Source organism: Desnuesiella massiliensis, assembly GCF_001403615.1.
In the GTDB taxonomy this organism is placed as follows: Bacteria; Bacillota; Clostridia; order Clostridiales; family Clostridiaceae; genus Desnuesiella; species Desnuesiella massiliensis.
In genome coordinates this window covers 355429-379413 of the sequence record NZ_LN879457.1, presented here as the reverse complement: position 1 = coordinate 379413, position 23985 = coordinate 355429, and the positions used below count along the sequence as shown (strand labels likewise).

The following is a 23985-nucleotide window of genomic DNA, read 5'->3' as shown; positions in this document are numbered from 1 at the left end:
AATTAATCCTCCAACCGGTAGCCAATTTTATAAACTGTCTTAATATTATCATTTAGATCCAGTTTTTTTCGAACTGCCCCAATATGCATATCAACAGTTCTAGTACCTCCAAAGTAATCAAACTGCCAGACACTCTCCAATAGCATTTCCCTTGTTAAGGCTATGTTTTTATTTTTCATCAATATAAGCAATAATTCATATTCCTTGAGAGTCAAATCTACTAATTGACCATTTTTTTTAACTATTCTTTCTTTTAGGTATATTTTTATATCTTTAATTTCCAAAATATCCTTAACTTTTCCGTATCTTCTAAGTACTGTTTCAATTCTTGCTAACAATTCCATTGCTTCAAAGGGTTTAACAATATAATCTTGCGCTCCTAATTTCAGCCCATTAACTTTATCAAAAAGTGAGTTTTTAGCCGTCAAAAATATAACGGGAATGTTTAAGTGCTCTATCTTCGTCATTATAGTAAAGCCATCAATATTAGGTAGCATAACATCTAGTAGTATCAAATCAAACTGCTCTTTTTCAATAATATTAATTGCTTCCAAGCCATCATACACTTCTTTAGAATCATAATTGGCAATATCTAAATTTAATTTTATTAATCTTGATATAGCTAAATCATCTTCTACTATTAAAATTTTTTGTTTCAAATATATTACCCCCAGTAATATTATTATTTTATTTAATGAGGACTACTATTATTAGTTAACCAGAAGTCTATATTATAAACAATTAATATATGAGAAATTTATCTTAAATGTAAAATTATTGTAAAGTTTTAGATACTTATCATTTAAATAATATATTCCTTTTCAGGTGTATGTTATCAATTCTTCTAACATACGAAGAAAAAGCCACGCGGATACGAACTTCCATAACGTAGCTTTTTATATATGTACTTTAAATGATTATATATATACTAAATTTCTATTCAATAAATATAGCTAAGGTTGATAAAAATCTCTTAAAATAAATTATTGATAACAATAAATCACTAGTATTTTCATTAATATTTTTTAGAACTTGAATAAATTACTATGTATCTATGAAATATTTAACTAATTTTACAATGTGTTCATAATAAAATCAAGTATTGCAGAAAAATATAATCTTCCTATGTAATATGTAATATAAAAAAATCCATAATTAATAAATATGGATTTTTTTATATATCTATTTTTCTTTATGAATATAGTTGACGACTTTTGTCCCCATAGGACCTGTACTTATAGTTATTGTATCTCTACCCCCTGGTGGATTATGTGGACCAGTATAAGTTTCTATTTGTACAACTACTCTAAATTGAAATTTTTCACCAATTTTTTTAATACTAAGTATTTCTGCGTCATAAATATCAAATTGCTTTGAATTATTATAATACTCATTAACTGCATTAGATATATATGGATATAATAATGATAATAAGGCTTCTTTGCAATAACTTGGATATTGCTCAGTTTGAGTTATTGTTGCTCCATTTTCTGCTTTTGCAATAGTATTAAAACCTAATATATTAGGACTGATTATATTAATTAAAATAATTATGCTACATATTACTTTTTTCATTATACCTGTACACCTCCTTTTTCTTATAATTATTATGGTTAAATTTTCAAGTTATATTCATTTTTCTTAACCTTTACCCATTAAATCTTTTCCTTACAAACAAATAGATCCCTGAACGGAAATTCAGTCCCTCCTGCGCTCCGTCCAAGGATTATGGAAAACATTTATTATTTAAGGGAAAAGATTTATTGTTTTTAGAAAGAGCTTAAAAGGTGGATACACATGAGGAAGAAGAAGTAGAACAAGAAGTAGAAGAATATATGGAGGCTGCCCGGGGTAATTTAAAAACAAAGGAGAATATCAGTGAGGTTATTGATGCTTTTAACAATAGTATTCCCCCTATGACACCAATGGAGTATTAAAAAATATTGTATTGTACTGAGGATGTAGGACTGGAGTTATTATTTTAGCCATAGATGAAGCAGTAAAGCATAATGCAAGGAATTTTGGATATAGAAATGGTGCTTAATAATTGGTATGACCTGGGGCATAGATGAACAAACTATAAACACAGTTTGTTTTAATGATTGCAGAATTCTGCCATTGGCTAATAAAACTACTTAAAGCAATGACGATTATGAAAAAAATGGTGTTAATTATTTATTTACTTGCAGTGATTTTGTTTGGAACATCCACTTTTGTTAATGCCATAGAACTCTTAGACTGTATGGTACCAAATCAAAGCGATACATATATTGCACCACAAGGATCTAAAGAAGAACTTTACCAAGATATATTTATGACAATGCTCACTCCGTATATTCAAAAGGCTGTGGATGACTATTATGGTAAGTATTATGCAGTAGATCCAGTGGCTGAAATTCTAAGCATTGATAGGCCTAATGGGTATCGAACATTCTATTTTATAATAAAGCTTCAAGTTATTCCCTATCAAGGTGCGCATAATGCAGTAGGGATTGATTAAATTACCTTAAGTGTATCCTCAAGCAATGTAAAAGTTGAAAAGTTTGAACATATTAAACATATTGTAGCCCTCATGAGTGACACGCCTTGTCTTTTTACCCTCAATATGTAGTATTAATGCAAGAAGAACTAGGATTAGATAATGGCGAGCTAAAAGCAGCATTAGAATATTTATCTGGAAGTTTTTGAATCACGAAGTAATCTTAAATAATAGTTTGCTTCTCTGGTTACATGATCTGCTAACAGAGCAGGCATAATAGCTTTTATTTTACAATATAGCAAACCTTCTGTTCCTTGCCTTTTAAGGTTTCTTAATTCTGTTACAAGCTATAGCTATCATCGGTTACTGACTTGAGATTGCTTGGATTATTTGTAAGTGACTTCGTCTTTTCTTCACGCTTCTCAATTCTTCAGCAAATTCATTAGCTTTTTTAATTAGCTTAGTTTCAGAGGAATCTAAATATCCTCTTATAAACTTAGCTTGTCCTTCCATTATATCATTCTAAAAGATTTCTTCTTGTATAAGTTCTTTTAGCTTAACGTCTTTGTCGCCATTGTTTTGAAGTCTATTGAGAATATTTACATATGTATGTGCTTCCCTATAACATGATCAAGATTTAAGGGATAAGTATAGCTAAAAGCTTTACAAGATAGAATTTGATTAAGAATATTAGTTTGTAATCTTATAACTGCATTTACTGTTGAAATTATACCTTGATTAAGTGCTGATACTTGATTAACGATATTTTCCTTTATCCTATAGTTTTTGGTATAACCTAATAAATTTAGCTCTAATGAGAGCCTTTATAAATATATTAGTCCTATAATAAATTTGTTTCAATTCATGCATTGACAAGCTATAGTATTAAAAATAAAATAGTACTATATAGTACTATTTTATTAGTGTTTTTAAATATAGGAGGAAGCAATGAGCAATAAATTGGGAGGACTATTAATAAATAAAGTAAATTTTTTATCTGGAAGAGTTTTCACAAAGCTAATTAGAAAGAATAAGTTATTACATATTAATAATGCTCAAGGCAGAATACTATTTATATTGAGCAGATTTAAAGAAATGTCTATAAATGAATTATGTAATGAACTGTCAGTAAGTAAATCAACTCTTACCAGTATGCTAGATAGATTATATTTTAATGGATATATAATCAAGAAAACTAGTGAATTAGATAAAAGACTTACTTTGATCTCTATTACAGAAAAAGCAAAAGAATCTGTTAATATATATGAAAGTATTGTATATCAAATGGAAAAAATATATTATAAAGGATTTAGCGAAGAAGATATAAATAAATTTGAAAATTATTTATCTAGAATTTATATTAACTTAGAAGAAATAAACGAATTAGGAGAAGATTAATATGGCTAAAATAGTTGCATTTATAGGTAGTCCAAGAAAAAACGGAAATGTAGATACTATTGTACAAGAAATTTTAAATGGAGCAGAATCTAAGAACGTAAGCGTAAAGAAATTTTCTTTAAACGATATGAATATCAGAGGTTGTCAGGGTTGTTTGTATTGTAGAAAGATTCATGATTGCGCTATAAAAGATGACATGCAAGAAATCTATGAAGAAATAAAAAAAGCAGAGTATGTAGTAATAGGGTCTCCGGTATATATATGCCAAGTATCTGCCCAAACAAAACTTTTATTAGATAGGCTATATCCACTTACAGAAATAGATAAGGCAAATCACAAACCTAGGTTTGGTAAGAAAAATTTAATAATGGTTTTCACCCAAGCAGCTCCATTTTCATTTTTATTTAATAAATATTTTAAATATACAGCTAAACATTTAAAAGGAATGGGGTTGGAGCACTATAAGACACTAGTTTCTACAAAAGCATTTGAAAGGAATTCTACAAAAAATAATAAAAATATATTAAGTAAAGCTTATGCGCTTGGCTTACACATAGCAGATAGATAGATTACTAAATATATATCTTACAATCTTTCAAAACAATTATTGTCTTTTAATAGATGAACCAATTTTATGCACTAGGAATGCAAAAATATATAAACTTATAAGGTTCAATACTAATGCCTAAGATAATGTTATAAATTTATTTAGTTGTTTTAATATAAAGCGAGAGTATAAAAGCTCTCGTTTTTAGTTTCTAGTATAAGTTTTTTGTAATATGCAAATAATTTATTTGATAAATATTTAGATGTGGTGATTTCATATGGATAAATTAAAAATTGAAAATAGAATACAGGAAATATTAAAGCAAATTCCTAGTGCTACTCCTGTAGTTAGAAAATTTTTAATTGGAAACAAGGAGACTATTCATGGAGTAATTATATATCTTGATAATATTGTTGATAAGAATATTATAGACAGAGATATTCTAAGACCATTAATGATTGATATTAAGGAAGACTTAAATAAAAATCCTAATATAGCTTACTATCTAATAGAAAAGCATATAGCTATTAGCAATGCTACAGTTGATACGGATATACAAAGAGCTTGCTATAACCTAAAAAGAGGTAAAACAGTAATTTTGATAGATGGAGTTGAAGAATTTATTATTCTTGATACTACTAAAATACCTCATAGGAATGTATCGGAACCTGAAAATGAAGTTGCTATTCATGGTCCACGTGATGGCTTTGTTGAGAGTATTGAGATTAATGTATCCCTTCTTAAAAATAAAATAAAGGATAGAAATTTAATAATTGAAAATATTGAAACTGGAAGACGTACACAAACAGATATAGCTATTGCTTACATTGATGATATAGTAGATAAAGACATATTAGCAGATTTAAAAAATAGGCTGGAGCTTATAGATATGGATGGCGTCTTATCAACAGGTATCATTGAACAGTGTATTGAAGAATACACCTATAGTATTTTCCCTCAAATCTATGGCTCAGAAAGACCGGATGTAATCTCTGCAAATATTCTAGAAGGCAGGATAGCTGTAATATTAGATGGTACTCCTTACGTAATAAGTGTGCCTACAGTTTTGCCGGAATTTTTCCAAACTGTAGAAGATCATTATGAACGAACTCTTGTAGGGACTATAGCAAGATTTATTAGATTGCTCGGGACAATCATGGTTATTTCGCTTCCTTCTATTTACTTAATATTAATTAAATTTAATTCAGAACTTATTCCAATTAAGTTTTTAATACCTATTATCCGAACAAGGCGAGGAATTGCTCTTACTCCTTTTATGGAAATTTTAGCAATGATTTTTGTTGTAGAACTTCTTAGAGAAGGTGGTTTAAGACTTCCATCAAAAATAGCTCAAACCTTGAGTGTTGTTGGCGGATTAATTATAGGTACTGCGGCTATTGAGGCAAGAATGGTAAGTCAGGCTACAATCCTTATTATTGGAGTCACTACGGCTGGAACCTTTATAGTCCCAAATTATCAAATGGCACTTTCTATCAGATTAGTTTCCCTCATAATGCTTATATTATCAAATATTTTTGGAGTCATAGGCTTTTCAGTAGGATGGTATCTATTAATAGTTCATTTGTTTTCATTAAAAAGCTTTGGAGTTCCTTATTTCAATATAACAAATTATAGAGATTTAAGAGATATATTTATAAGAGTACCTATATGGAAGATGAATAAAAGACCTGAATCTATACCAAATAAAAATCCTATAAGGCAAACTGATTTTAGAAAGAAATTTAGGAGGGATAGTGATGAATAACATAGATAACAACACTATTACTTCGAAACAATTGACTTTTTTTTTAGTAGGTTCCATGATTGGGATAGGAGCCTTTAGTTTGCCAAATGAAGTTGTACAAAAGGCTAAACAAAGTGGCTGGATTGCAGTATTAATAGGAAGTATTTACCCTGTATTAATAGTTGTATTAGCAAGATATTATATTGAACGCTTTCCAAATAAGAATATATTAGCACTTAGTAAGGAATGCTTTGGCTCCTTTATAGGAACAATACTAAATCTAATTTTTGCAATAAACTTTATATTTTATATTACTTCTGTATCGCAAGGGCTAAGTAATCTTTTTCTTGTTTCTATAGCTTATTTTTTAAATCCCATAAAAATATTAAGTATTATAATTTTTTCTGCAGCTTATGGAGCATATAAAGATTTAAAAATTCTAGCTAAAGTTAATGCACTAACATACTTTTTAACTATTCTCTTATCTCTTATTCTACTTGCTGGATTCAAAAGCGGAGATTATAAAAATCTGCTTCCTATATTTGATTGCGGATTAAAGGATATAATTTCTGCGACCAAAGAAACAATTTTTTCTTATACAGGTATTGAGGTCTTTTTTTTGATATATCCATTTGTAACAGATAAAAATAAAGCCATATCGGCTTCATTTAAAGCAGTATTTATAACAGTAATAATTTATATATGGTTTGTATTAATTACTATATATTTTGCAGGTATTAATCTTACTCCTAAATTTCTCTGGCCCATTACTATGGTTCCCAAAGCTATAAGCATTGCGGTAATAAGTAATTTTAGATTTGTTTTTTTAGTGCTTTGGTGCATCATAATCATTAAAACTATAACAAATTTTTTCTTTGCGGCTACTTTTATAGTTAAAGACTCTATAAAAGATATGAGTAAAAAGATAATATTTATATCTTTGTTTGTTATATGTACTTTTATTTCTACTCTATATAAAGAAGAAGTAACACGAAGAGCAATTTTAAGTTATTTAATGCCAATCTCTGTTATATTCAATGTTAGTTATATTTTAATAATTTTGGTACTTACATATTTTAAAAAGGATGATAATCATGAAGTCTAAACTAACTACATACTTTAAACTTCTTAGTATAGCTCTTATTATAACACTATTTTCTCTTAAGATAGAATCACAGCCTATTGAAGAATTGGATGTGTCCGTAGGTATAGGATATGACATAGATAAACTTGGTAATGTAATTAAATATAAAACACCTATAAATGTATACACCTTTGAAGAAGATAAATTATCCTCTAGTGTTGTCAGAACAGGTGAAGCCCTTACTATAGGCGAAACAAGACAAAATAGGCAACTAAAATCTAGTATGAAATTTACGTTAGGCTTTGAGAAGGTTTATGTATTTGGTCAGGAATTAGCCGAATATGGTATAAAAAATATATCGGATCTTTTATTTCATACTGCATCGGTAAATGATTCAGGTTTGGTATTAGTATTCAATGGCAAAGCAGAAGATGCGTTAAAACGCAAGGAAATAGGTTTTCCCAGTAGTTCAGATAGGTTAGAAGGAATTTTAAAGAATTCAAGAAACTATAACTATTTTCTTAAACGTTATGAGCTTATGGATATGTTCATAAAATCAAATGAAGAAGGGAAATGCCTAGTCATGCCTTATGTAGAACTAAAGAATCAAGGCTTCGAAGTAACTGGGTTAGCTTTATTTAAGAATCATAAAATGATTGCAAAGTTAGATATTGAGGACACTAGATTCTTCAATATATTAAGAGAAAGCAATGTTAAAGGGTTAATTACAATACGTAAGAGTGCTAGTGAATATAGTGACTTTTACGCTAAAACTTCAAGAAAAGTAAGCTGTGAAAAAGAAGGAGATAAATTCAAGTTTCTAATTGAAATAACTTGTAATGGCGAATTGATAACTAATGAGCTATTTCCAGACATTATGAGAAATTATGAAATTAAAAAACAATCGGAAAAAGAATTTGAGTCTATGTTAAAAGAAAAATGTCTAGCAGTAATAACCAAACTTCAAAATAAATATAAAGTAGACGGACTTGAACTTGGAAGTTGTGCCGCAGCCAAATATGGGAGAAAGACAGGGATTGATTGGAATGAGGTAGTATCTAACTCAGAAATTAATGTAAAGGTAAAGGTAAATATTCAAAGATTGGGACGTGGAGAATATTAAGTATATTGTAAAAATATATATTATTGTCATACAATCTGCAATATAAAAAATCCAAATTTAATTAAATATGGATTTTTTTGTATATCTATTTTTCTTTATGAATATAATTAACAACCTTTGTACCGGTAGGACTTGTTATTATAGTTATTGTATCTACGCCCCCTGGTGGCTTATGTGGACCAGTATAAGTTTCTATTTGTACAACTACTCTAAATTCAAATTTTTCACCAATTTCTATTAATACTAAGTATTTTTACGTCATAAATATCAAATTGCTTCGAATTATTATAATACTCATTAACTGCATTAGATATATATGGATATAATAATGATAATAAGGCTTCTTTACAATAACTTGGACATTGCTCAGTTTGAGTTATTGTTGTTCCATTTTCTGCTTTTGCAATAGTATTAAAACCTAATATACTAAGACTGATAGTATTAATTAAAATAATTATGCTACATATTACTTTTTTCATTATACCTGTACACCTCCTTTTTCTTATAATTATTATGGTTAAATTTTTTAGTTATATTCACATGATAAAACAAATACTTTTAAGAATATAATTAGTATTTCCTATACGAAGAGCTAAAAAATCGATAAATTTTACTTTTAAGATTATTTTTTACATGCTTTTCTAAACAATTAACTTTATTAAACTATATATTTATATGATGTATAATTGGATACACGTTCGTTGATTAATGCGAAATAAAGTTTATATATTCTATATTGAGCTACTTAATTTTGTAGGTAGCGTAATTAATTTTTTTAGAATGTTGTAACGAAATGCGATTTTGATAGTCTTATATATGAAAGGCGGTGAGAATGTGACGGAATTTGAAGAAATATATACCGAATATTTCAAGGATGTATATAGATATGTATTATGTCTTTCTAAAAATGAAAGTATTGCAGAGGATATAACACAAGAAACATCTTTTAAAGCATTAAAGAATATTGATAGCTTTAAAGGAAATTGTAAGATGAGTGTTTGGCTCTGCCAAATTGCTAAAAACTCATATTTTTCATATTTAAAGAAAGAACAAAATAATATTGAAAGAGTTGAAGATATAGCCGATGTTTCTGACATTGATTTTGAACAAATATTAGTTGAAGATGAAAGTGCATTTGAAATTCATAAATTACTTCATAATTTAGAAGAACCGTATAAAGAAGTATTTACATTGCGTTTTTTTGGAGATTTATCATTTTTAAAAATAGCTGAATTGTTTAGTAAAACAGAAAGCTGGGCAAGAGTCACTTATCATCGTGCAAAAATAAAATTAAAGGAGAAGTTAATATGAGATTATCATGTGAAGTTATTAGAGATTTACTACCATTGTATTATGATAAAGTTTGTAGTAAAGAAAGTTCTTCGTTGATAGAAGAACATTTAGCCAACTGTCCACAATGTTTAGATGAATTGCAAAAACTTAAAATGAATTTAGAAAAACCAATTATTTCAGATGGGGGGATAAAAGTAATGAAAAATATTTCAGCAAGATGGGAAAAGGATAAGAGGGTTTCGTTCACAAAAGGTTCCATGTTAGTTTCGGCTTTAGTAGCTATGATTTGTTTCATTGCCTATAATGTTATAGGTGCAAAAGTTTTGCCAGATGGGACATTGGTTGAGCCATTCGCACTAATACCAATCGGATATATATTTGTTCTAGTGTTTATCATTTCACTAATATGCAACTTTGTATTTTTAAAGAAGTACAAAATTAACATTAAGTAAAAGAGCATATGGGAAGTTAAGCCAATTCACAATATTTATAAAATATGAAAAAACAGGCTTTACACAGGAAAGCCTATTTTTTCGTATGCTAATATCAACAATTTAGTCTAACATAGCCTATTAAAAAAACAAATATGATGTTAGTTACGGTAATATATTGTGATTTAATATTTTTTATTCTAATTTTTTAACTAGTTCACTATATTATCGTATTTAGATAAATCAATGCTATATTCCTTTGCATTACAGGTTCTTTTTCCTTACTTTAACAAATGTTATTATTGTATAAATCCATTAAGCAATTATAGTAAAAACCCTTCAAAAAGTAATTAACTGTATTACTCTTGAGAACATTTACAAAAGAAAAAACCGTCTAATCATTGCTTTTTATTGAGATAAAATTGCTTGTACATACTAGAATTAAAATGCATAAAAAGCACTTAGAATCTTAATATAAATAACATTTTAAACAAAAAAGCGTCCACATTCCAACTCCTCCCCAAGAGCTAAAATGTGGACAAAGGTCTTCGTATATACATTGCTAAAGTTCTAATACATCCTACCCTTATAAACCTCCTAAGGTCAAAGCAATTAAGCAGAGCCGTTTATAAGGACATAATGTAAGAACTTTTATGCAATATATTTATACACATATCTATTTTTTATCTATCTATATTTTTACTTAATATCTTATTTTTATTACACAATCTAGTTTATGCATATAATTCTTTTGTTAACTTATTATTTAAAAGCTTAATTAAGCCTCTAATACTTTTTCTAAATCCGCAATTATCATTTTTACTATTTCTAATTTTCCTTTACCGTAGTCTTTTTCGTCTACGTATTCTAGTCCTAATTCTAAGCCTTTTTCTGTCTCTTTATATTCTGATAATAATTTTGCTAACTCTTTTTTCATATTTTTTACTCCCTTTCTTAGAATTATTACCATATTTCTTCTAAATTTTATCTTTTCAAAAAGGTTAAACTTTTTTTCAAATGATTAAACTTTTTTTCAAACGGTGCGACTTTTTTACAAAGCTACACTATTTCCAAAAGCATTTTCCGCATTATTCCACCGTTACAGACTTGGCCAAATTCCTAGGCTTGTCAACGTCACAGCCCTTTTGTTTTGCCATATAATAAGCTAAAAGCTGCTGTGGTATTACTGAAAGTATTGGTGATAATATATCTAGAGTCTTTGGTATATATATAGCTGAATCTACTATTTTTTCTATAACATTATTTCCTTCAAAGGCTATAGCCATTACTTTAGCGCCTCTAGTAACTACTTCTTTAATGTTACTTACCATCTTATCAAATAAGAACCCTTGAGTTAGGGTGGTAATTACTATGGTTCCTTTTTCTATGAGAGCTATTGGACCATGCTTTAGTTCTCCTCCTGCATAGGCTTCAGAATGAACATAGGAGATTTCCTTTAATTTTAGGGACCCTTCCATAGCCACAGCGTAGTCTATACCTCTTCCTAAGAAGAACATATCCTTATGCATATAAGTCTTTGAAGCAAACTTCTGAAGAGTTTCCTTATGAGATAAGGTTTCTTCAGCTTTTTCAGGAAGTTTAAGCATTTCTTCTTTAATTAACTCCATATCTGCTTTTGACATAGTTTCTTTAATTTCTGCAAAGTGCAATCCAATAATATACATAGCTATAAGCTGAGTAACATAGGCTTTTGTGGAAGCAACAGCTATTTCTGGACCAGCCCAAGTATATAGTACATCATCTGCTTCTCTAGAAATAGAACTTCCCACCACATTGGTTACGGCAATAACTCTACAGTCTTTCTTCTTGCTTTCCCTTAACACTGCTAAAGTATCTGCGGTTTCACCGGATTGGCTTATTACTATGATTAATGTTCTTTCATTGATTATAGGTTCTCTGTATCTGAATTCTGAGGCTATATCTACTTCTACGGGTATTTTAGCCAACTTTTCTATTACATACTTTCCTACTATCCCTGCATGGTAAGCAGTCCCACAAGCTACTATATAGATTCTGTCAATGCCATTTAACTCTTCCTTTGTTATATTTATTTTATCTAAGGAAATAGGCTGACCTGGAATAATTCTTGAGGACATAGTATCCTTTATGGCCTTTGGCTGCTCATGGATCTCCTTTAGCATAAAGTCCTCGTAGCCGCCTTTTTCTGCCGCATCCGCATTCCAAGTTACATGGTATATCTCCTTTTTAATCTCCTCTCCCTCTTCGGAAAGTATCTGGACTCCATCCTTTGTTAATACTACAAATTCTTTATCATTTAATAAATATATATCTCTTGTATGATTTAGAACTGCAGGAATGTCTGAGGCTATAAAATATTCACCCTCTCCTAACCCTACTATTAAAGGGCTATCCTTTCTAACAGCCACTACCTTATCTGGCTCATTTTTAGTTATAACTCCTATAGCATAACTGCCTTCCATCTTGGTCACAGCCTTCATTACTGCTTCCACTAAGTCTCCTTTATAGTAGTAGTCCACTAAATTAGGAATCACTTCAGTATCTGTCTCTGAAAAGAATTTATATCCCTTTGAACTTAGCCATTCTCTCAAATGAAGATAGTTCTCTATAATACCATTATGAACTACAGTGATGCTTCCACATTCATTGGCATGTGGATGGGAGTTTAGGTCTGAAGGTTCCCCATGGGTAGCCCACCTAGTATGACCTATACCTATTGCTCCGCTCAAAGGTGCTTCTTTTAATTTTTCTTCTAGCATCGCTAGCCTTCCCTTACACTTAGATATTTTTATATCTCCCTCTTCAATTATGGCCACTCCTGCGGAGTCATATCCTCTATATTCTAATTTTGATAATCCCTCTACTAAAATTGGTGATGCTTCTCTTTTTCCAACGAATCCTACTATTCCACACATGGTGATCTTCCTTTCTTTATATAAGATATTATTTTCAAGCGCAACAAATAAACCCTTTTTATCAAAATTTTTCCATTTAAAGCCAAAGCAAAGCTAAGGGCCATAAATATGATAAAAACAGACCTTGAAAAAAAGTAATTATTTTTTTGTTTTTAATTGGAATTTTTATAAGGTTTGAATGATGTTTCATATAGAGAAAGGTTCACACCTGATTAATGTTGTGCTAGAAATCACTTTCTAGTTTTATTAACCTTTTACGGTAGTGCAATACCGTGGGGCACCCGCCGAAGTTTCGATACTCCCCATCCTCGTCAACTTAAAGCTTAGCTCTTTAGAAAAGATATAGGACAAGCTTAGATGGCTTTAAGTTCTGGCGCTTGATTCTTATACTAACCTCTCTATATTAAATTATGTTACTAATACTATCCCCCTTCACAAACAAATATTTGGTTTCAGATGAGATATATTCCTATCTTATTTCATTATATGTATAAAGCTTTTATTTTGCAACAACTATTCTCATCTTTTTACTTTTGTAATTATACCACAATAATTTCAATATGCAAAGCATAATTTTATCTCCAAATGCACAACACACTGTGAATTTCATATTGGGTATTTATAGATAAAGAATACGTAAACTTAATTTATACATGTTCCAAAATGCCAATCTTCACGGCATTATGGGTCATGTATAAATTATTAGTTGAAGTTGTTTATCTATATAGGGAAACACTATGAAAACTTAACTTGTACATATTTTAAATTGGTATCTTTAAGCCATTATGAGGCGTGTATAAGCTGAAAGCTTACGTTGTTTCCCTATAGGAAATAAATTCTTTTTAAATTATTGATTAGCTTTATCTGCTATAAGCTTTGCAAGGTTATGAGCCATTTTATCTATTTCTTCTTGGTTTTCACCCTCTAACATCACTCTTACCAAAGGTTCTGTTCCTGAAGGTCTTATTAGCACTCTGCCACATCCATGGAGAGCATCTTCAATATTTTTAATCTCTGCAACAATTTCTGAATCAGTTTTATATATTTCCTTTTTATCATTAGGAATTTTTGCGTTAACTAAGACCTGTGGAAGCTCTCTCATAACTGAAGCTAATTGAGATAGTGTCTTTCCGCTCTTCTTAATTATAGAAGCTAGTTGAAGTCCAGTTATTAAGCCATCTCCTGTGGTGTTGAAATCTAAGAATATAACATGACCAGATTGTTCTCCACCAAGCTTATAGCCTTCTTTTAACATTTCTTCTAGAACGTATCTGTCTCCAACCTTTGTTTTTACTGATTTTATACCTTCTTTTTCAAGGGCGATATCAAGTCCTAAATTGCTCATTACAGTAGTAACTAATACATTATCTTTTAATAGCTTATGCTCCTTAAGGTATTTTGCACAGATAACCATTATAAAGTCTCCATTTATAAGATTACCCTTTTCATCTACTGCAAGACATCTATCTGCATCTCCATCAAAGGCTAACCCTAAATCACAATTTTTTCTTACCACATAATCCATTAATTCTTCTGGGTGAGTAGACCCACAGTTTTTATTGATATTTACCCCATCCGGATCATTATTTATAACTACTACCTCAGCACCTAAAGCTCTAAAGGTATCTACAGCAGTTTCATAGCTGGCTCCATTTGCACAGTCTAAAGCTATTTTCATACCCTTCAAATTTACATCCACAGTGGATTTTGCAAACTCTACATAATCCTCTATAGCTGATTCTTCTATATACCTTCTACCTAAGTCTCCCCCAACAGGTGTTGGTACTCCTTCAAAATTAGTTTCTATTACATTTTGTATAGCATCTTCTAGCTCATCGGACAATTTATATCCTTTATTATCGAAAAACTTAATTCCATTGTATTCTACTGGATTATGAGAAGCTGATATCATTACTCCAGCATCAGCACCATATTTTCTTGTTAAATAGGCTATGGCTGGTGTAGGTATTACCCCTACAGATACTGCCTCTGCCCCAACAGATAATATACCTGCCACTAAAGAAGCCTCTAGCATATGTCCAGATATTCTTGTATCCATTCCAACTAATATTTTAGGCTTATGAGTTCCTTCTGTTAAAACATAAGCTCCTGCTCTACCTAAATTATAAGCTAACTCAGCTGTTAATTCCGTATTAGCGATACCTCTTACTCCATCAGTTCCAAACATTCTACTCATATTTTTACCTCACTTTATGCTTAGTGTAAATTTTTTCAAATTTAAAATATCCCTTATTATTATATTATAGCACTACGAATTTCTCAATGACTATTTTTTTCAAGGTTCATAATAAAAAATCCTGGTTACTATAAATGAATATACATTTACAGTGACCAGGATTTTCAACTCTGCTATAGCCCCTTTTTATTTATGGCAAAAACAGAACTTAGAGCATATACATTCTCCAGCTATGCATATGCTCAAGGCTTCTTTGATGCATAAGTGTACTCTAAAAAAATTTTGCCAATCTAAGCTTGCATAACAAGGATTATAACTATATCCCCAATAAACCTTGTCCTTGCAACTAGATTAATATAAAGTATATATGGTTTTTATTTTTTTGTCAATCTAAAACGCATTTTTATACTAATTTAATATTTAAGGCTATATTTTATTAATAATTTACCCTTTCAAACCCATGAGATGATGTTTTCATTAACATATTGTAAATAATATTATAAATTTTCATAATAAAGATTTAATCAGAGATCTTTCAATCAATTCTATACAGTTATTCGAACTTCCTCTCCTGATCCTGATTGTACATGAATTATATCCATACCTTTATACTGTTTTAATTCTTTAAAGCTTTTTGCTAATACAGTAAAGTCTATAGCTTCTATATATTTCATTTCTTCTTCTTTCACATATCTTCTACATATAGCCTTAACAATATTTCCTGACCTTATGGCTAGAGATAATAGGCTCATAGGAACAGGAATAACAATAGTTCTTCCATCAGCTCTTACTTTTATCCTCATAAACTACACCGCCTCCATAAGCTTCTCTAATTTGTCTACTTCTGGGTCAAAAGCAATAAATTTTTTAAAGGATTGAATAAACGCAAAGCCTAAGATTAGCACAAAGGTTATACCAAAACTCAAAGAGATTACTAATCTTATAGGTAACAGCTCCCCTAGTATTCCTCCAAAGGCTAAAGCTATAGGAGTTAGTCCTTGTACTACTGTATTCATAAGTCCAAAGACTTTTCCTCTTAATTCTTGTGGCACTGTATATTGTACTGAGGAATTAATTAGAGCATTTACTATGGCATTAAAGAATCCTGAAATAAATAATAAGGTTATTATTACATAAAAATTATTAAATAAAGGAAATAGGGTAGAAGCTAAAGTAAAGATCATTGAAGCCATCATGAATATATTGTATTTCTTTGAAGATTGTATATTTCCTATGGTGGTGTACAACATCCCACCTACCATGCCTATAGTAAATAATCCCATAGCTAATCCATACTTTTCAGGACCTAAGGCCTCAGATTGCTGGAACATCGGCAGCGTTAAAACCATGGCGATACTGGCAAAGAAATTTAAGGCAGCTGCCATGATAATTAAATATCTTAACCCTTTTACGGACCATACAAATTTAAAGCCTTCCTTAAAATCTTCCTTGAAATGAGTTTTTTCTGCTTTTCTTTGTATTTTAGGTACCTTTATAAATATCTCTGTAAAAGCTGAAAAAAGATAGGATATTCCGTTAGCAAGAAACATCATAGGTGCACCAATTATTTTATAAATGAATCCACCAGCTGCACTACCAATAAAGTTAGTGGAAGTAAAAGCAATACTCATCACAGAATTAGCCTTTATAAGCTTATCCTTAGGTACTAAATCAGGGATGGAAGAACTTACTGCTGGATTGAAAAAAGCAGCACTGATCCCCATGATAATTCCTGCTGCAAAAACCATCCAAAGCTGAATAAATCCTAAGAGGGCTGCAATACCTACAAAGGTTATAAACACGCCTCTTACTACATCCATAAGAACTATCATCCATTTTCTATCGCTTCTATCCACTATAACTCCAGCAAAAGGGGAAATTAGGACTCTAGGCAGCATGGAAGCTGCCATTAAAGTTCCCATAAGAGCTGTAGAACCAGTAAGTGCCAATACCCAAAAGCCTAGAGCCATCTCATAAACCACATCTCCAAAGGCAGATACCAGTTGTCCTTGCCATATCAAGAAGAAATTTTTATTCCATAGTTTTTCTTTTCTATTTACCACCGTAGCTTTTTCAATTTCCATAATAACCTCTCAAAATTAAATAATGCTTATTTCTACAATTTCTCCACCGGAGGCCTGAACATCCACTATCTTGCCTACCAACCCTTCATCTATGGCCTTTATTATCAACTCTATATCTACATTCTCCATACCTTCTACATTTACAGGAAGCTTTTTGCAAGCTCCTAAAACCCCTTTTATAAAATTGATTGGCAATCTTACATTGACTTTATCCTTGGGGGAATCCACCTTTATTATAAGCATCCTTCCTCCCATTGGCTTTACAGGTGGTTCTGGCTCTATAGGCTCTATAGGTTCTATAGCTGTTATTTCCTGTATAAACCCTCCAGTCCCATCTGATAATACTGTTTCTTCATTTTTCTTTAATACTTCAATTATTTCTGCTGCTTTATTAGCGTCTATTTTCCCTTCCTCTACCATTTTTAAAACCTTCATAATTTCTTCATTCATTTTAAAAAACCTCCCATAAAATATTATTATTTAAGCATGTTTAAAGCTTCATCCGCTGTTATTTCACCCTTTTCTAACAGCTCGATTACATTTTTCTTATTGGACATTTCTTTTTTAATACCGTCATACCCTAGAGCATTTATAACCTCATCTAGCTTAGCCCTTACAGTAGGATAAGATATGCCAAGCTCCCTTTCTACATCTTTAATGCTTCCTCTACACTTAATAAATACCTCTATGAAGCGTAATTGATCATAATTTAGATATTCAAAAGGAGAAAGCTCAAAATCATTTTCTATTAGGGTTTTGCATCTGCTGCACTGCATTTTTTTTACTATAAGCTTGCTAGAGCATACCGGACATTTGCTTATAATTTTATATGGCATTTGTTTCACCTCTTTCCTACAATTACATTATATATCATCACATAAACAAAATCAATATATAAATTAATATTTTTAATTTATATATTGATTTTAATTAATTATTTTTATTTTATTATTAATTTTATTGATTACAGCATTAATTATTTTAACCTAGTTTTATATTTTCCTTTACCATGGCATTTTCTAATGCTTTAAATTCTTCATTGTACTCCACTCTATCGATTACGCATTCCTTACCTATGGTTACTCTATTTCCTCTAACTACAGAGGCTCTGGTGCATTCAAGATATATTTCATCTCCTTCAATGATCTCAGCATTAAGTTCTCCATTTACATTTAGAAAGGCATTTAGTATGTCGCTTAAACCTATTATATCCCAACCTCTTTTCATGCCTTTTCTAACTTCTATCTTTTCTCCACCAATCTCCTTAGCGGTACAATGTCCAAACACGGAGATATCTATATTGTCCGCATTTAAAAGTCCTTCAATTCTAAAAGCTCCTGAAGACTTAAAGGCTTCAGCCTCACAATCTTCTCCTACGGTTAAGGAACCAGATATATCTATTTCATTGGATTTTAATTTGCCTCCAATCTTAGTAGCCCCTGAAGCTCCAACGTTCTCAGCGGTTAAGGCTCCTTCTACTACCGAAGAACCACTTACCTTAAATTCCTTAGTGCTTAAATTCCCTTCAATTTTAGCAGTACCACTGGATTTAAACTCACCGCATTCCACATTTCCAATGATTTTAGAGCTTCCACTGGTAGAAATGAGTTCAGCTACTACATTTCCTTCAATTCTCGAAGAACCACTGGTTTTAAGATTTATACAGTTTATGTCTCCTGAAATTTTACCTGAGCCGCTTATTTTAACATCCTTATAATCTCCTCCACCAGCTGAACCTGAACCTGATATTTTTAAGTCCGGTCTATTTTCAAAATTTTTCTCACTCATTTATTTAATCCTCCCATAAAAATCTATTTATTTTTCAATTTTTAATTTCAATTCTTCAATATATTTAGAGATAGAAGCTTTAACTATTAATTTAGCCCCCTCCTCCATGTAAAACTCCACATTAGTGGATACAATAATCCAAGTGCCAACTCCTAATTTTCTTATAAATATTAAGTCATAATTTTTTCCCTTTATGCTTTCATAATTGTCTACTAACATTGTTATAAAGTTTTTTCCTTCTTCCAAGGTTATGTTCCCAGAGCTTAGCAATTCCTGAAGTATATACATGCACAGCACATCTTCAAATTTATACTCTGCCTTTGATCCAGCTATAGATTCGTATATATCTAATATTCTTTCCTCTACCACTTTATTCTGAGAAATATAGCTTTTATTCAAAATAATCTTAGAGGGCTCTGGTGAAAACCTATCCGCTAGCTCATCTAAAGATAAATCATCCTTCATGTCTTTTATCTTATTTATCCTATCTAGAATTTTATCTTTTGGGAAAAAGGTCTCCTGACCTGTAAAGCTGGACTTCTTTATAAACCATTCCTCAGGTATTATATTTTTTCTTTTCCATCTATATAATTGACCATAGGATATACCCGTAATGTTTAAAAGGTCCTTTTTAGATATTAAATCCTCTTCCATAAAACAACCTCCTTTGCAAGTAGTGTAACATAACATTGTTACGTTGTAAATATTTTTTTTAACAACTTAATAAAAAAACATGTAAGCTTACAAATAGTTTGAGACTATTATCTAAAAGATTGAGACCTTTTTTTAGATAATTTGAGACAGAATTGCTATACTAGGTCTTTGTTGTATTGTCCAACTTTATTTTAATACTTGCACAACACACATGAAGGAAAAACTATGTTTAATTGGGGTAATACCAGCAAGCGTGTCATTATCTATACTTTCCTAAATAGAAATGGCTTAAATAGATAGCTTTAACATTTAGTGAACAATCGTAAACTTATGCGAATTAATTAAACTTGAGTCAATTAAGTTGAAGAAAACCTTACGTAAACTAAGAATATACCATTATTTAAAATTTTTTTGTAACTAAAAATACATATAAATAAATTAAATAACATATAACAGCAGAATGACTCATATCAACACTTTTTATAGTGATATGAGTCATTCTTCTTATATTGTATATATTATTTTATTATTATCTTTTAATTAGAGGAAATGCTATAACATCTTTTATGGTATAAGAACCAGTAAGAAACATTATCATTCTATCAATACCTATTCCTAATCCCCCAGTTGGTGGCATTGCAGTATCGATAGCAACAGCGAATTCTTCATCCATTGGACTCGCTGTTTCGAGTCCAGCTCTTAGTTTTGATGCTTGTTCATGCAAAAGTATTCTTTGCTTCAATGGGTCATTAAGTTCTGAATAAGCGTTCCCAAGCTCAACACCATAAGCATAAGGTTCAAACCTTTCAATTAAATCCGAGTTATGTCTATGAATCTTACATAACGGAGAAGATTCTCTCGGAAAGTCTATAACGAAGGTTGGTTGAATTAGTTTCTTTTCAGAATACACTTCAAACAAATTAACTATTAATTCTCCCTTTGAACATTCAGCAATAACTAAGCCCTCATTTTGACTTTCTATTAAGAGCTCATTGTCCTTAATACTTTTAATAATTTCTTCCCTAGTAAGTGTCTCAACATCAATTCCTGTATCCTTTTTTACAAGGTCACACATCTTCTCTCTCTTCCATGGAGCTTTAAAATCAATTTCTGCGTCTCCATACTGAATCTTTGTTGTTCCATTAACTCTGTTAAATACATATTCATACATATTCTCCATAAGTTTCATCATATCATTGTAGTCAGCATAAGACATATAACATTCAAACAAGCAAAATTCTGGATAATGCGTTCTATCAATTCCCTCATTTCTAAAAGCCCTTGCAAAGGTATAAACTCTTTCAATTCCTCCAACTATAAGTCTTTTTAAATATAATTCTGGAGAAACATTCATAAATACATTACAATCCAATGCGTTAACAAAGGTTGTAAATGGCTTTGCCTCTCCTCCGCCGTATTTAGTATCCAGAACAGGAGTATCTGCCTCAACAAAATTTAAATTGTTTAAATATTCTCTGATAACTGTTATGGCTTTTGAACGTTTAATAAATCGTTCTTTAACACCTTCATTCATTATCATATCTAATGAACGATGTCTTTGCCTCAAATCAGCATCTTGTATACCGTGATATTTTTCTGGAAGTGTTCTAATGGACTTTGACAATAATTCAAACTGATTTACTTTAATAGTGATTTCACCTGTCTGTGTCTTAAATACAGTTCCATCAACTCCAATAATATCTCCTGCATCAATTAATTTTAAGATTTCATAGCTTTCAGTACCTATTTGCTTTTTGCTTAAGAATATTTGTATTTTTCCTTTTTCATCTATAATATTGGCAAATGTAGCATTTCCCATCCTTCTTATTAGAATAACCCTTCCTGCTAATGTAAACTCTTGCTCTTCTTTTATATTTTCAAAGTTATCAAAAATATCCTTAGTATGAGTTATATTTTTGTAGCCATAAGGATATGGATTAACCCCCAGTTCATAAAGCTTATTTAACTTTTTAACTCTTTCCACTACAAATTCATTTGAATCTGGCATTATATTTTCTAAGTTTTCTATACTTTCAAATTCCTTATACATTTTAGCTATACCACCTTTTAATATTTATTTATGATTTAATAGATTTTTAGACAAATAAAAAAACTTTCACCTCCAAGATTTTAATCTTGAGGACGAAAGTTATATATTCGTGGTACCACCTCAGTTTATCAATATGTTGCCATATAGACCTCTTTAAGTACATAATTAATTGTATACTCTATAACTTATAACGGGTTATACCGTCACAGCCTACCTCTGAAACCAGACTCGGTGTGCAACTCTGAGACCTTCTTCAATAAAAAAATCCTTGCTCATTCTCACCCTGTAGAGCTCTCTGTAAATTCATATATTTATCTACTCTTCTCTTCATAGTCTTTAAAGGATTATAGCATAAAAAACTACATATGTCCATATTTTAAATCACTACTATTTATTCACATAAATAGTAGTGATCATATGCGTGGATCGGCAGGTAACCTAATAGAATTTACATTGATGAACTGGATTCCACTATGGCCAAATCATCACGCAATGTTCATTAAGCAAATCATCATTGGTCTAGTCTTCATGTTCATATGGTTTGGAGTGTTCTATTTCTTAATTAAAAAATTTGATATTAAGACGCCAGGCCGTGAAGACATGAATATTAAGTTATATTCTAAATCAGATTATAAAGAAAAGATGGCTAAGGAAAAGGGCTCTCTTGAGGATGTGTCATCCAATGATGCAAACACAGTTAAAGCAATTAAGTTTCTCTCATTACTTGGCGGAAAAGCTAATATCGAATTTGTAACGAACTGTGCATCTCGTCTAAGAGTCAAAGTTAAAGATGAAAAACTAGTAGCATCTGCTGAGAACTTTAAAGAAGTGGGTGCACATGGTCTTGTTGAAAAGGGAAATGCATTTCAAATTATAGTTGGACTAGATGTACCAATTGTAAGAGAGAGATTTGAAGAATTGATAAAAGAGGAAAATTTAAATGAAAAAAGTTAAAAATTCAAACCTATTAAGTTTACTTAATGTGTCAATCGCACTACTTGTTCTGTCGATTGTATTCTATTACTTTCATTTGAAGATGATGAGTGTCTCTAGCGATACTCCAGTCATGTCAATCATTGAAAGCAATCCAATCTTTGGTTCGGACTTACTAGCGGTATGCGGAAAGATATTCACGGCTGCAATACTCCTAAAACTCCGTTTAAAGATCAAGAGTGATGAAGATGAGAGTTATACTGGTTTAACGTTTTTACTTCTAGCCGCATCACAAATACTCATACAAAATTACATTGTAGCTCTAATGCTGCTGTATATTAGTTATCTAAGATACTTTCCACTTAAAAGAGAAGATATCTTTAGTGGAAACTTGAAGAAGAATATCGCAAGTTTTGCACTGCTAGGATTACATATCTTAATTCTCTTTGTAAACTTACGCATTCAGGCAATTGTATAGAATACCGTGATTGGAGGAACGTATGTTCAAGTTATTTTCTAAGAAAGATGTAGTCAAGCTTCACTCACCAGCAAATGGTAGAGTGATCAAAATAGAAGAAGTGAACGATGAGATGTTCGCAAACAAAATGCTAGGAGACGGATTTGCAGTTCAACCAGAGGGCGGGATAGTATTCTCACCTTGTGTTGGTGAAGTCATTAGTATCTTTTCTACAAAGCACGCCATCTGTATCAAAGATCAGAACGGATTAGAGGTACTTGTCCATATGGGGATCGATACGGTTGAGTTAGATGGGCTACCATTTACGATTAAGGTGAAAGAGGGCGAACATGTGGATACGAGTACAGTGATCGCTCACATGGATATTAAAGAAGTATTAAAGAAAGAAAAGGAAACAGATATCATTGTTGTCTTTACTAATATGGATGCAGTTGAAACCATTTCAATTGAAAAGAGTAGATACGTATCCGCCCAAGAAATTGTGGGTGAGCTAAAGCTCAAGTAATATAGTCACAACGAGTATAGAGTGAATGTAAAGTTGTTGTATGAATTTTTAATTGAAACTTATAATTTTAATTTCTTATCATAAAGTTTTGTATAAGAGGAGATTTTACGATATGGAACCAACCCTTCCAAACTTAATAGCAAAACTAGTTGATAAGTTCACCCAAGTTCGTTATAATCTTTTGCAGTATATTTAGTTAATGGCATAATTAATTATACCGTGGAGGAGTGCGGATTCTTAGGAATCCGTTTTTCTGTTTTTTTACACAACAAGGAGCTGTTG

The 23985-nt window shown here is 30.8% G+C and carries 27 protein-coding genes, 2 pseudogenes and 1 other annotated feature; of the genes and pseudogenes, 12 read left to right on the top strand and 17 right to left on the bottom strand.

Going from position 1 to position 23985, the window contains the following annotated elements; all coding sequences use genetic code 11:
- Positions 1-2: 2 nt before the first annotated feature.
- Positions 3-659, bottom strand: coding sequence for a response regulator transcription factor (locus BN2665_RS19765; RefSeq protein WP_055668838.1), 657 nt, complete (start codon positions 657-659; stop codon positions 3-5).
- A gap of 523 nt (positions 660-1182) precedes the next feature.
- Positions 1183-1575 (bottom strand): DUF3888 domain-containing protein, encoded by a 393-nt coding sequence (locus BN2665_RS19760; protein WP_055668837.1) that lies wholly within the window; start codon positions 1573-1575, stop codon positions 1183-1185.
- A gap of 212 nt (positions 1576-1787) precedes the next feature.
- Here BN2665_RS19760 and BN2665_RS27135 point away from each other — a divergent pair, with 212 nt between their 5' ends.
- Together BN2665_RS27135 and BN2665_RS19755 are read left to right on the top strand one after the other, a co-directional pair.
- Entirely contained in the window at positions 1788-1937 is a 150-nt protein-coding gene (locus BN2665_RS27135; RefSeq protein ID WP_154674996.1) for a hypothetical protein, read from the top strand.
- A 215-nt stretch (positions 1938-2152) separates the two neighbouring features.
- Complete coding sequence (locus BN2665_RS19755; protein WP_195892732.1) at positions 2153-2500, top strand: DUF3888 domain-containing protein; 348 nt, start codon at positions 2153-2155, stop codon at positions 2498-2500.
- A 170-nt stretch (positions 2501-2670) separates the two neighbouring features.
- Here the strand turns inward: BN2665_RS19755 and BN2665_RS26450 are convergent.
- The 3 genes and pseudogenes from BN2665_RS26450 to BN2665_RS27930 form a co-directional block, all read right to left on the bottom strand.
- Positions 2671-2811, bottom strand: a pseudogene (locus BN2665_RS26450) (DUF2935 domain-containing protein); the annotation flags it as partial.
- A 31-nt stretch (positions 2812-2842) separates the two neighbouring features.
- Positions 2843-2992, bottom strand: a complete 150-nt coding sequence (locus BN2665_RS27130; RefSeq protein WP_154674995.1) for a hypothetical protein — start codon at positions 2990-2992, stop codon at positions 2843-2845.
- 86 nt (positions 2993-3078) lie between these two features.
- Positions 3079-3261, bottom strand: a pseudogene (locus BN2665_RS27930) (DUF2935 domain-containing protein); the annotation flags it as partial.
- 166 nt (positions 3262-3427) lie between these two features.
- Here BN2665_RS27930 and BN2665_RS19750 point away from each other — a divergent pair.
- The 5 genes from BN2665_RS19750 to BN2665_RS19730 all read left to right on the top strand — a co-directional run bounded on the left by BN2665_RS19750 (position 3428) and on the right by BN2665_RS19730 (position 8375).
- Positions 3428-3877, top strand: coding sequence for a MarR family winged helix-turn-helix transcriptional regulator (locus tag BN2665_RS19750; RefSeq protein ID WP_055668835.1), 450 nt, complete (start codon positions 3428-3430; stop codon positions 3875-3877).
- A 1-nt stretch (position 3878) separates the two neighbouring features.
- Positions 3879-4445, top strand: a complete 567-nt coding sequence (locus BN2665_RS19745) for a flavodoxin family protein (RefSeq protein ID WP_055668834.1) — start codon at positions 3879-3881, stop codon at positions 4443-4445.
- A 256-nt stretch (positions 4446-4701) separates the two neighbouring features.
- Positions 4702-6189 (top strand): spore germination protein, encoded by a 1488-nt coding sequence (locus tag BN2665_RS19740; protein WP_055668833.1) that lies wholly within the window; start codon positions 4702-4704, stop codon positions 6187-6189.
- Positions 6182-7273 (top strand): GerAB/ArcD/ProY family transporter, encoded by a 1092-nt coding sequence (locus tag BN2665_RS19735; RefSeq protein WP_055668832.1) that lies wholly within the window; start codon positions 6182-6184, stop codon positions 7271-7273. The genes BN2665_RS19740 and BN2665_RS19735 overlap by 8 nt, the downstream gene beginning before the upstream one ends.
- Positions 7263-8375 (top strand): Ger(x)C family spore germination protein, encoded by a 1113-nt coding sequence (locus BN2665_RS19730; RefSeq protein WP_055668831.1) that lies wholly within the window; start codon positions 7263-7265, stop codon positions 8373-8375. The genes BN2665_RS19735 and BN2665_RS19730 overlap by 11 nt, the downstream gene beginning before the upstream one ends.
- An 85-nt stretch (positions 8376-8460) precedes the next feature.
- On the opposite strand, the gene BN2665_RS27925 is transcribed toward BN2665_RS19730, so the two are convergent.
- Together BN2665_RS27925 and BN2665_RS19725 are read right to left on the bottom strand one after the other, a co-directional pair.
- Positions 8461-8607 (bottom strand): DUF3888 domain-containing protein, encoded by a 147-nt coding sequence (locus tag BN2665_RS27925; protein WP_423229884.1) that lies wholly within the window; start codon positions 8605-8607, stop codon positions 8461-8463.
- Positions 8600-8854, bottom strand: a complete 255-nt coding sequence (locus tag BN2665_RS19725; protein ID WP_055668830.1) for a DUF3888 domain-containing protein — start codon at positions 8852-8854, stop codon at positions 8600-8602. Before BN2665_RS19725 ends, BN2665_RS27925 begins: the two co-directional genes overlap by 8 nt.
- A 355-nt stretch (positions 8855-9209) precedes the next feature.
- Here BN2665_RS19725 and BN2665_RS19720 point away from each other — a divergent pair, with 355 nt between their 5' ends.
- Positions 9210-9686, top strand: coding sequence for an RNA polymerase sigma factor (locus BN2665_RS19720; protein ID WP_055668829.1), 477 nt, complete (start codon positions 9210-9212; stop codon positions 9684-9686).
- A complete protein-coding gene (locus BN2665_RS19715; protein WP_055668828.1) occupies positions 9683-10120 on the top strand; it encodes a DUF3955 domain-containing protein in 438 nt (145 codons plus the stop codon). The genes BN2665_RS19720 and BN2665_RS19715 overlap by 4 nt, the downstream gene beginning before the upstream one ends.
- Positions 10121-10877: 757 nt before the next feature.
- Here the strand turns inward: BN2665_RS19715 and BN2665_RS27415 are convergent.
- From BN2665_RS27415 to lysS, 10 genes are all read right to left on the bottom strand, one after another.
- On the bottom strand, positions 10878-11036 hold the full coding sequence (locus BN2665_RS27415) for a hypothetical protein (protein ID WP_195892731.1): 159 nt from the start codon (positions 11034-11036) through the stop codon (positions 10878-10880).
- Between the two features lie 151 nt (positions 11037-11187).
- Positions 11188-13014, bottom strand: a complete 1827-nt coding sequence (gene glmS / locus BN2665_RS19710) for a glutamine--fructose-6-phosphate transaminase (isomerizing) (RefSeq protein WP_055668827.1) — start codon at positions 13012-13014, stop codon at positions 11188-11190.
- Between the two features lie 847 nt (positions 13015-13861).
- Positions 13862-15211: a phosphoglucosamine mutase gene (gene glmM / locus BN2665_RS19705; RefSeq protein ID WP_055668826.1), complete on the bottom strand. Its 1350-nt coding sequence runs from the start codon at positions 15209-15211 to the stop codon at positions 13862-13864.
- Positions 15212-15756: 545 nt separating this feature from the next.
- A complete protein-coding gene (locus tag BN2665_RS19700; protein WP_055668825.1) occupies positions 15757-16014 on the bottom strand; it encodes a hypothetical protein in 258 nt (85 codons plus the stop codon).
- Positions 16015-16017: 3 nt separating this feature from the next.
- Positions 16018-17295 (bottom strand): MFS transporter, encoded by a 1278-nt coding sequence (locus tag BN2665_RS19695; RefSeq protein WP_055668824.1) that lies wholly within the window; start codon positions 17293-17295, stop codon positions 16018-16020.
- A gap of 15 nt (positions 17296-17310) precedes the next feature.
- Positions 17311-17745: an SHOCT-like domain-containing protein gene (locus BN2665_RS19690; protein ID WP_055668823.1), complete on the bottom strand. Its 435-nt coding sequence runs from the start codon at positions 17743-17745 to the stop codon at positions 17311-17313.
- A 26-nt stretch (positions 17746-17771) separates the two neighbouring features.
- Entirely contained in the window at positions 17772-18131 is a 360-nt protein-coding gene (locus BN2665_RS19685) for a DUF2089 domain-containing protein (RefSeq protein WP_055668822.1), read from the bottom strand.
- Between the two features lie 145 nt (positions 18132-18276).
- Positions 18277-19083 carry a polymer-forming cytoskeletal protein gene (locus BN2665_RS19680; RefSeq protein WP_055668821.1) on the bottom strand — a complete coding sequence of 269 codons (807 nt, stop codon included), beginning with the start codon at positions 19081-19083 and terminating at the stop codon, positions 18277-18279.
- Positions 19084-19110: 27 nt separating this feature from the next.
- Positions 19111-19737, bottom strand: a complete 627-nt coding sequence (locus tag BN2665_RS19675; RefSeq protein WP_055668820.1) for a YhbD family protein — start codon at positions 19735-19737, stop codon at positions 19111-19113.
- 529 nt (positions 19738-20266) lie between these two features.
- Positions 20267-21787 carry a lysine--tRNA ligase gene (lysS, locus tag BN2665_RS19670; RefSeq protein ID WP_055668819.1) on the bottom strand — a complete coding sequence of 507 codons (1521 nt, stop codon included), beginning with the start codon at positions 21785-21787 and terminating at the stop codon, positions 20267-20269.
- 85 nt (positions 21788-21872) lie between these two features.
- Positions 21873-22127, bottom strand: a binding site (T-box leader).
- 77 nt (positions 22128-22204) lie between these two features.
- Between lysS and BN2665_RS19665 the strand changes: the two genes are divergently transcribed.
- The 3 genes from BN2665_RS19665 to BN2665_RS19655 are packed head-to-tail and all read left to right on the top strand — an operon-like array spanning position 22205 to position 23703.
- Entirely contained in the window at positions 22205-22741 is a 537-nt protein-coding gene (locus BN2665_RS19665; protein WP_055668818.1) for a glucose PTS transporter subunit EIIB, read from the top strand.
- Positions 22728-23198 carry a hypothetical protein gene (locus BN2665_RS19660; RefSeq protein ID WP_055668817.1) on the top strand — a complete coding sequence of 157 codons (471 nt, stop codon included), beginning with the start codon at positions 22728-22730 and terminating at the stop codon, positions 23196-23198. Before BN2665_RS19665 ends, BN2665_RS19660 begins: the two co-directional genes overlap by 14 nt.
- Before the next feature lie 22 nt (positions 23199-23220).
- Complete coding sequence (locus BN2665_RS19655; RefSeq protein ID WP_055668816.1) at positions 23221-23703, top strand: PTS sugar transporter subunit IIA; 483 nt, start codon at positions 23221-23223, stop codon at positions 23701-23703.
- The last annotated feature ends 282 nt before the right edge of the window (positions 23704-23985 follow it).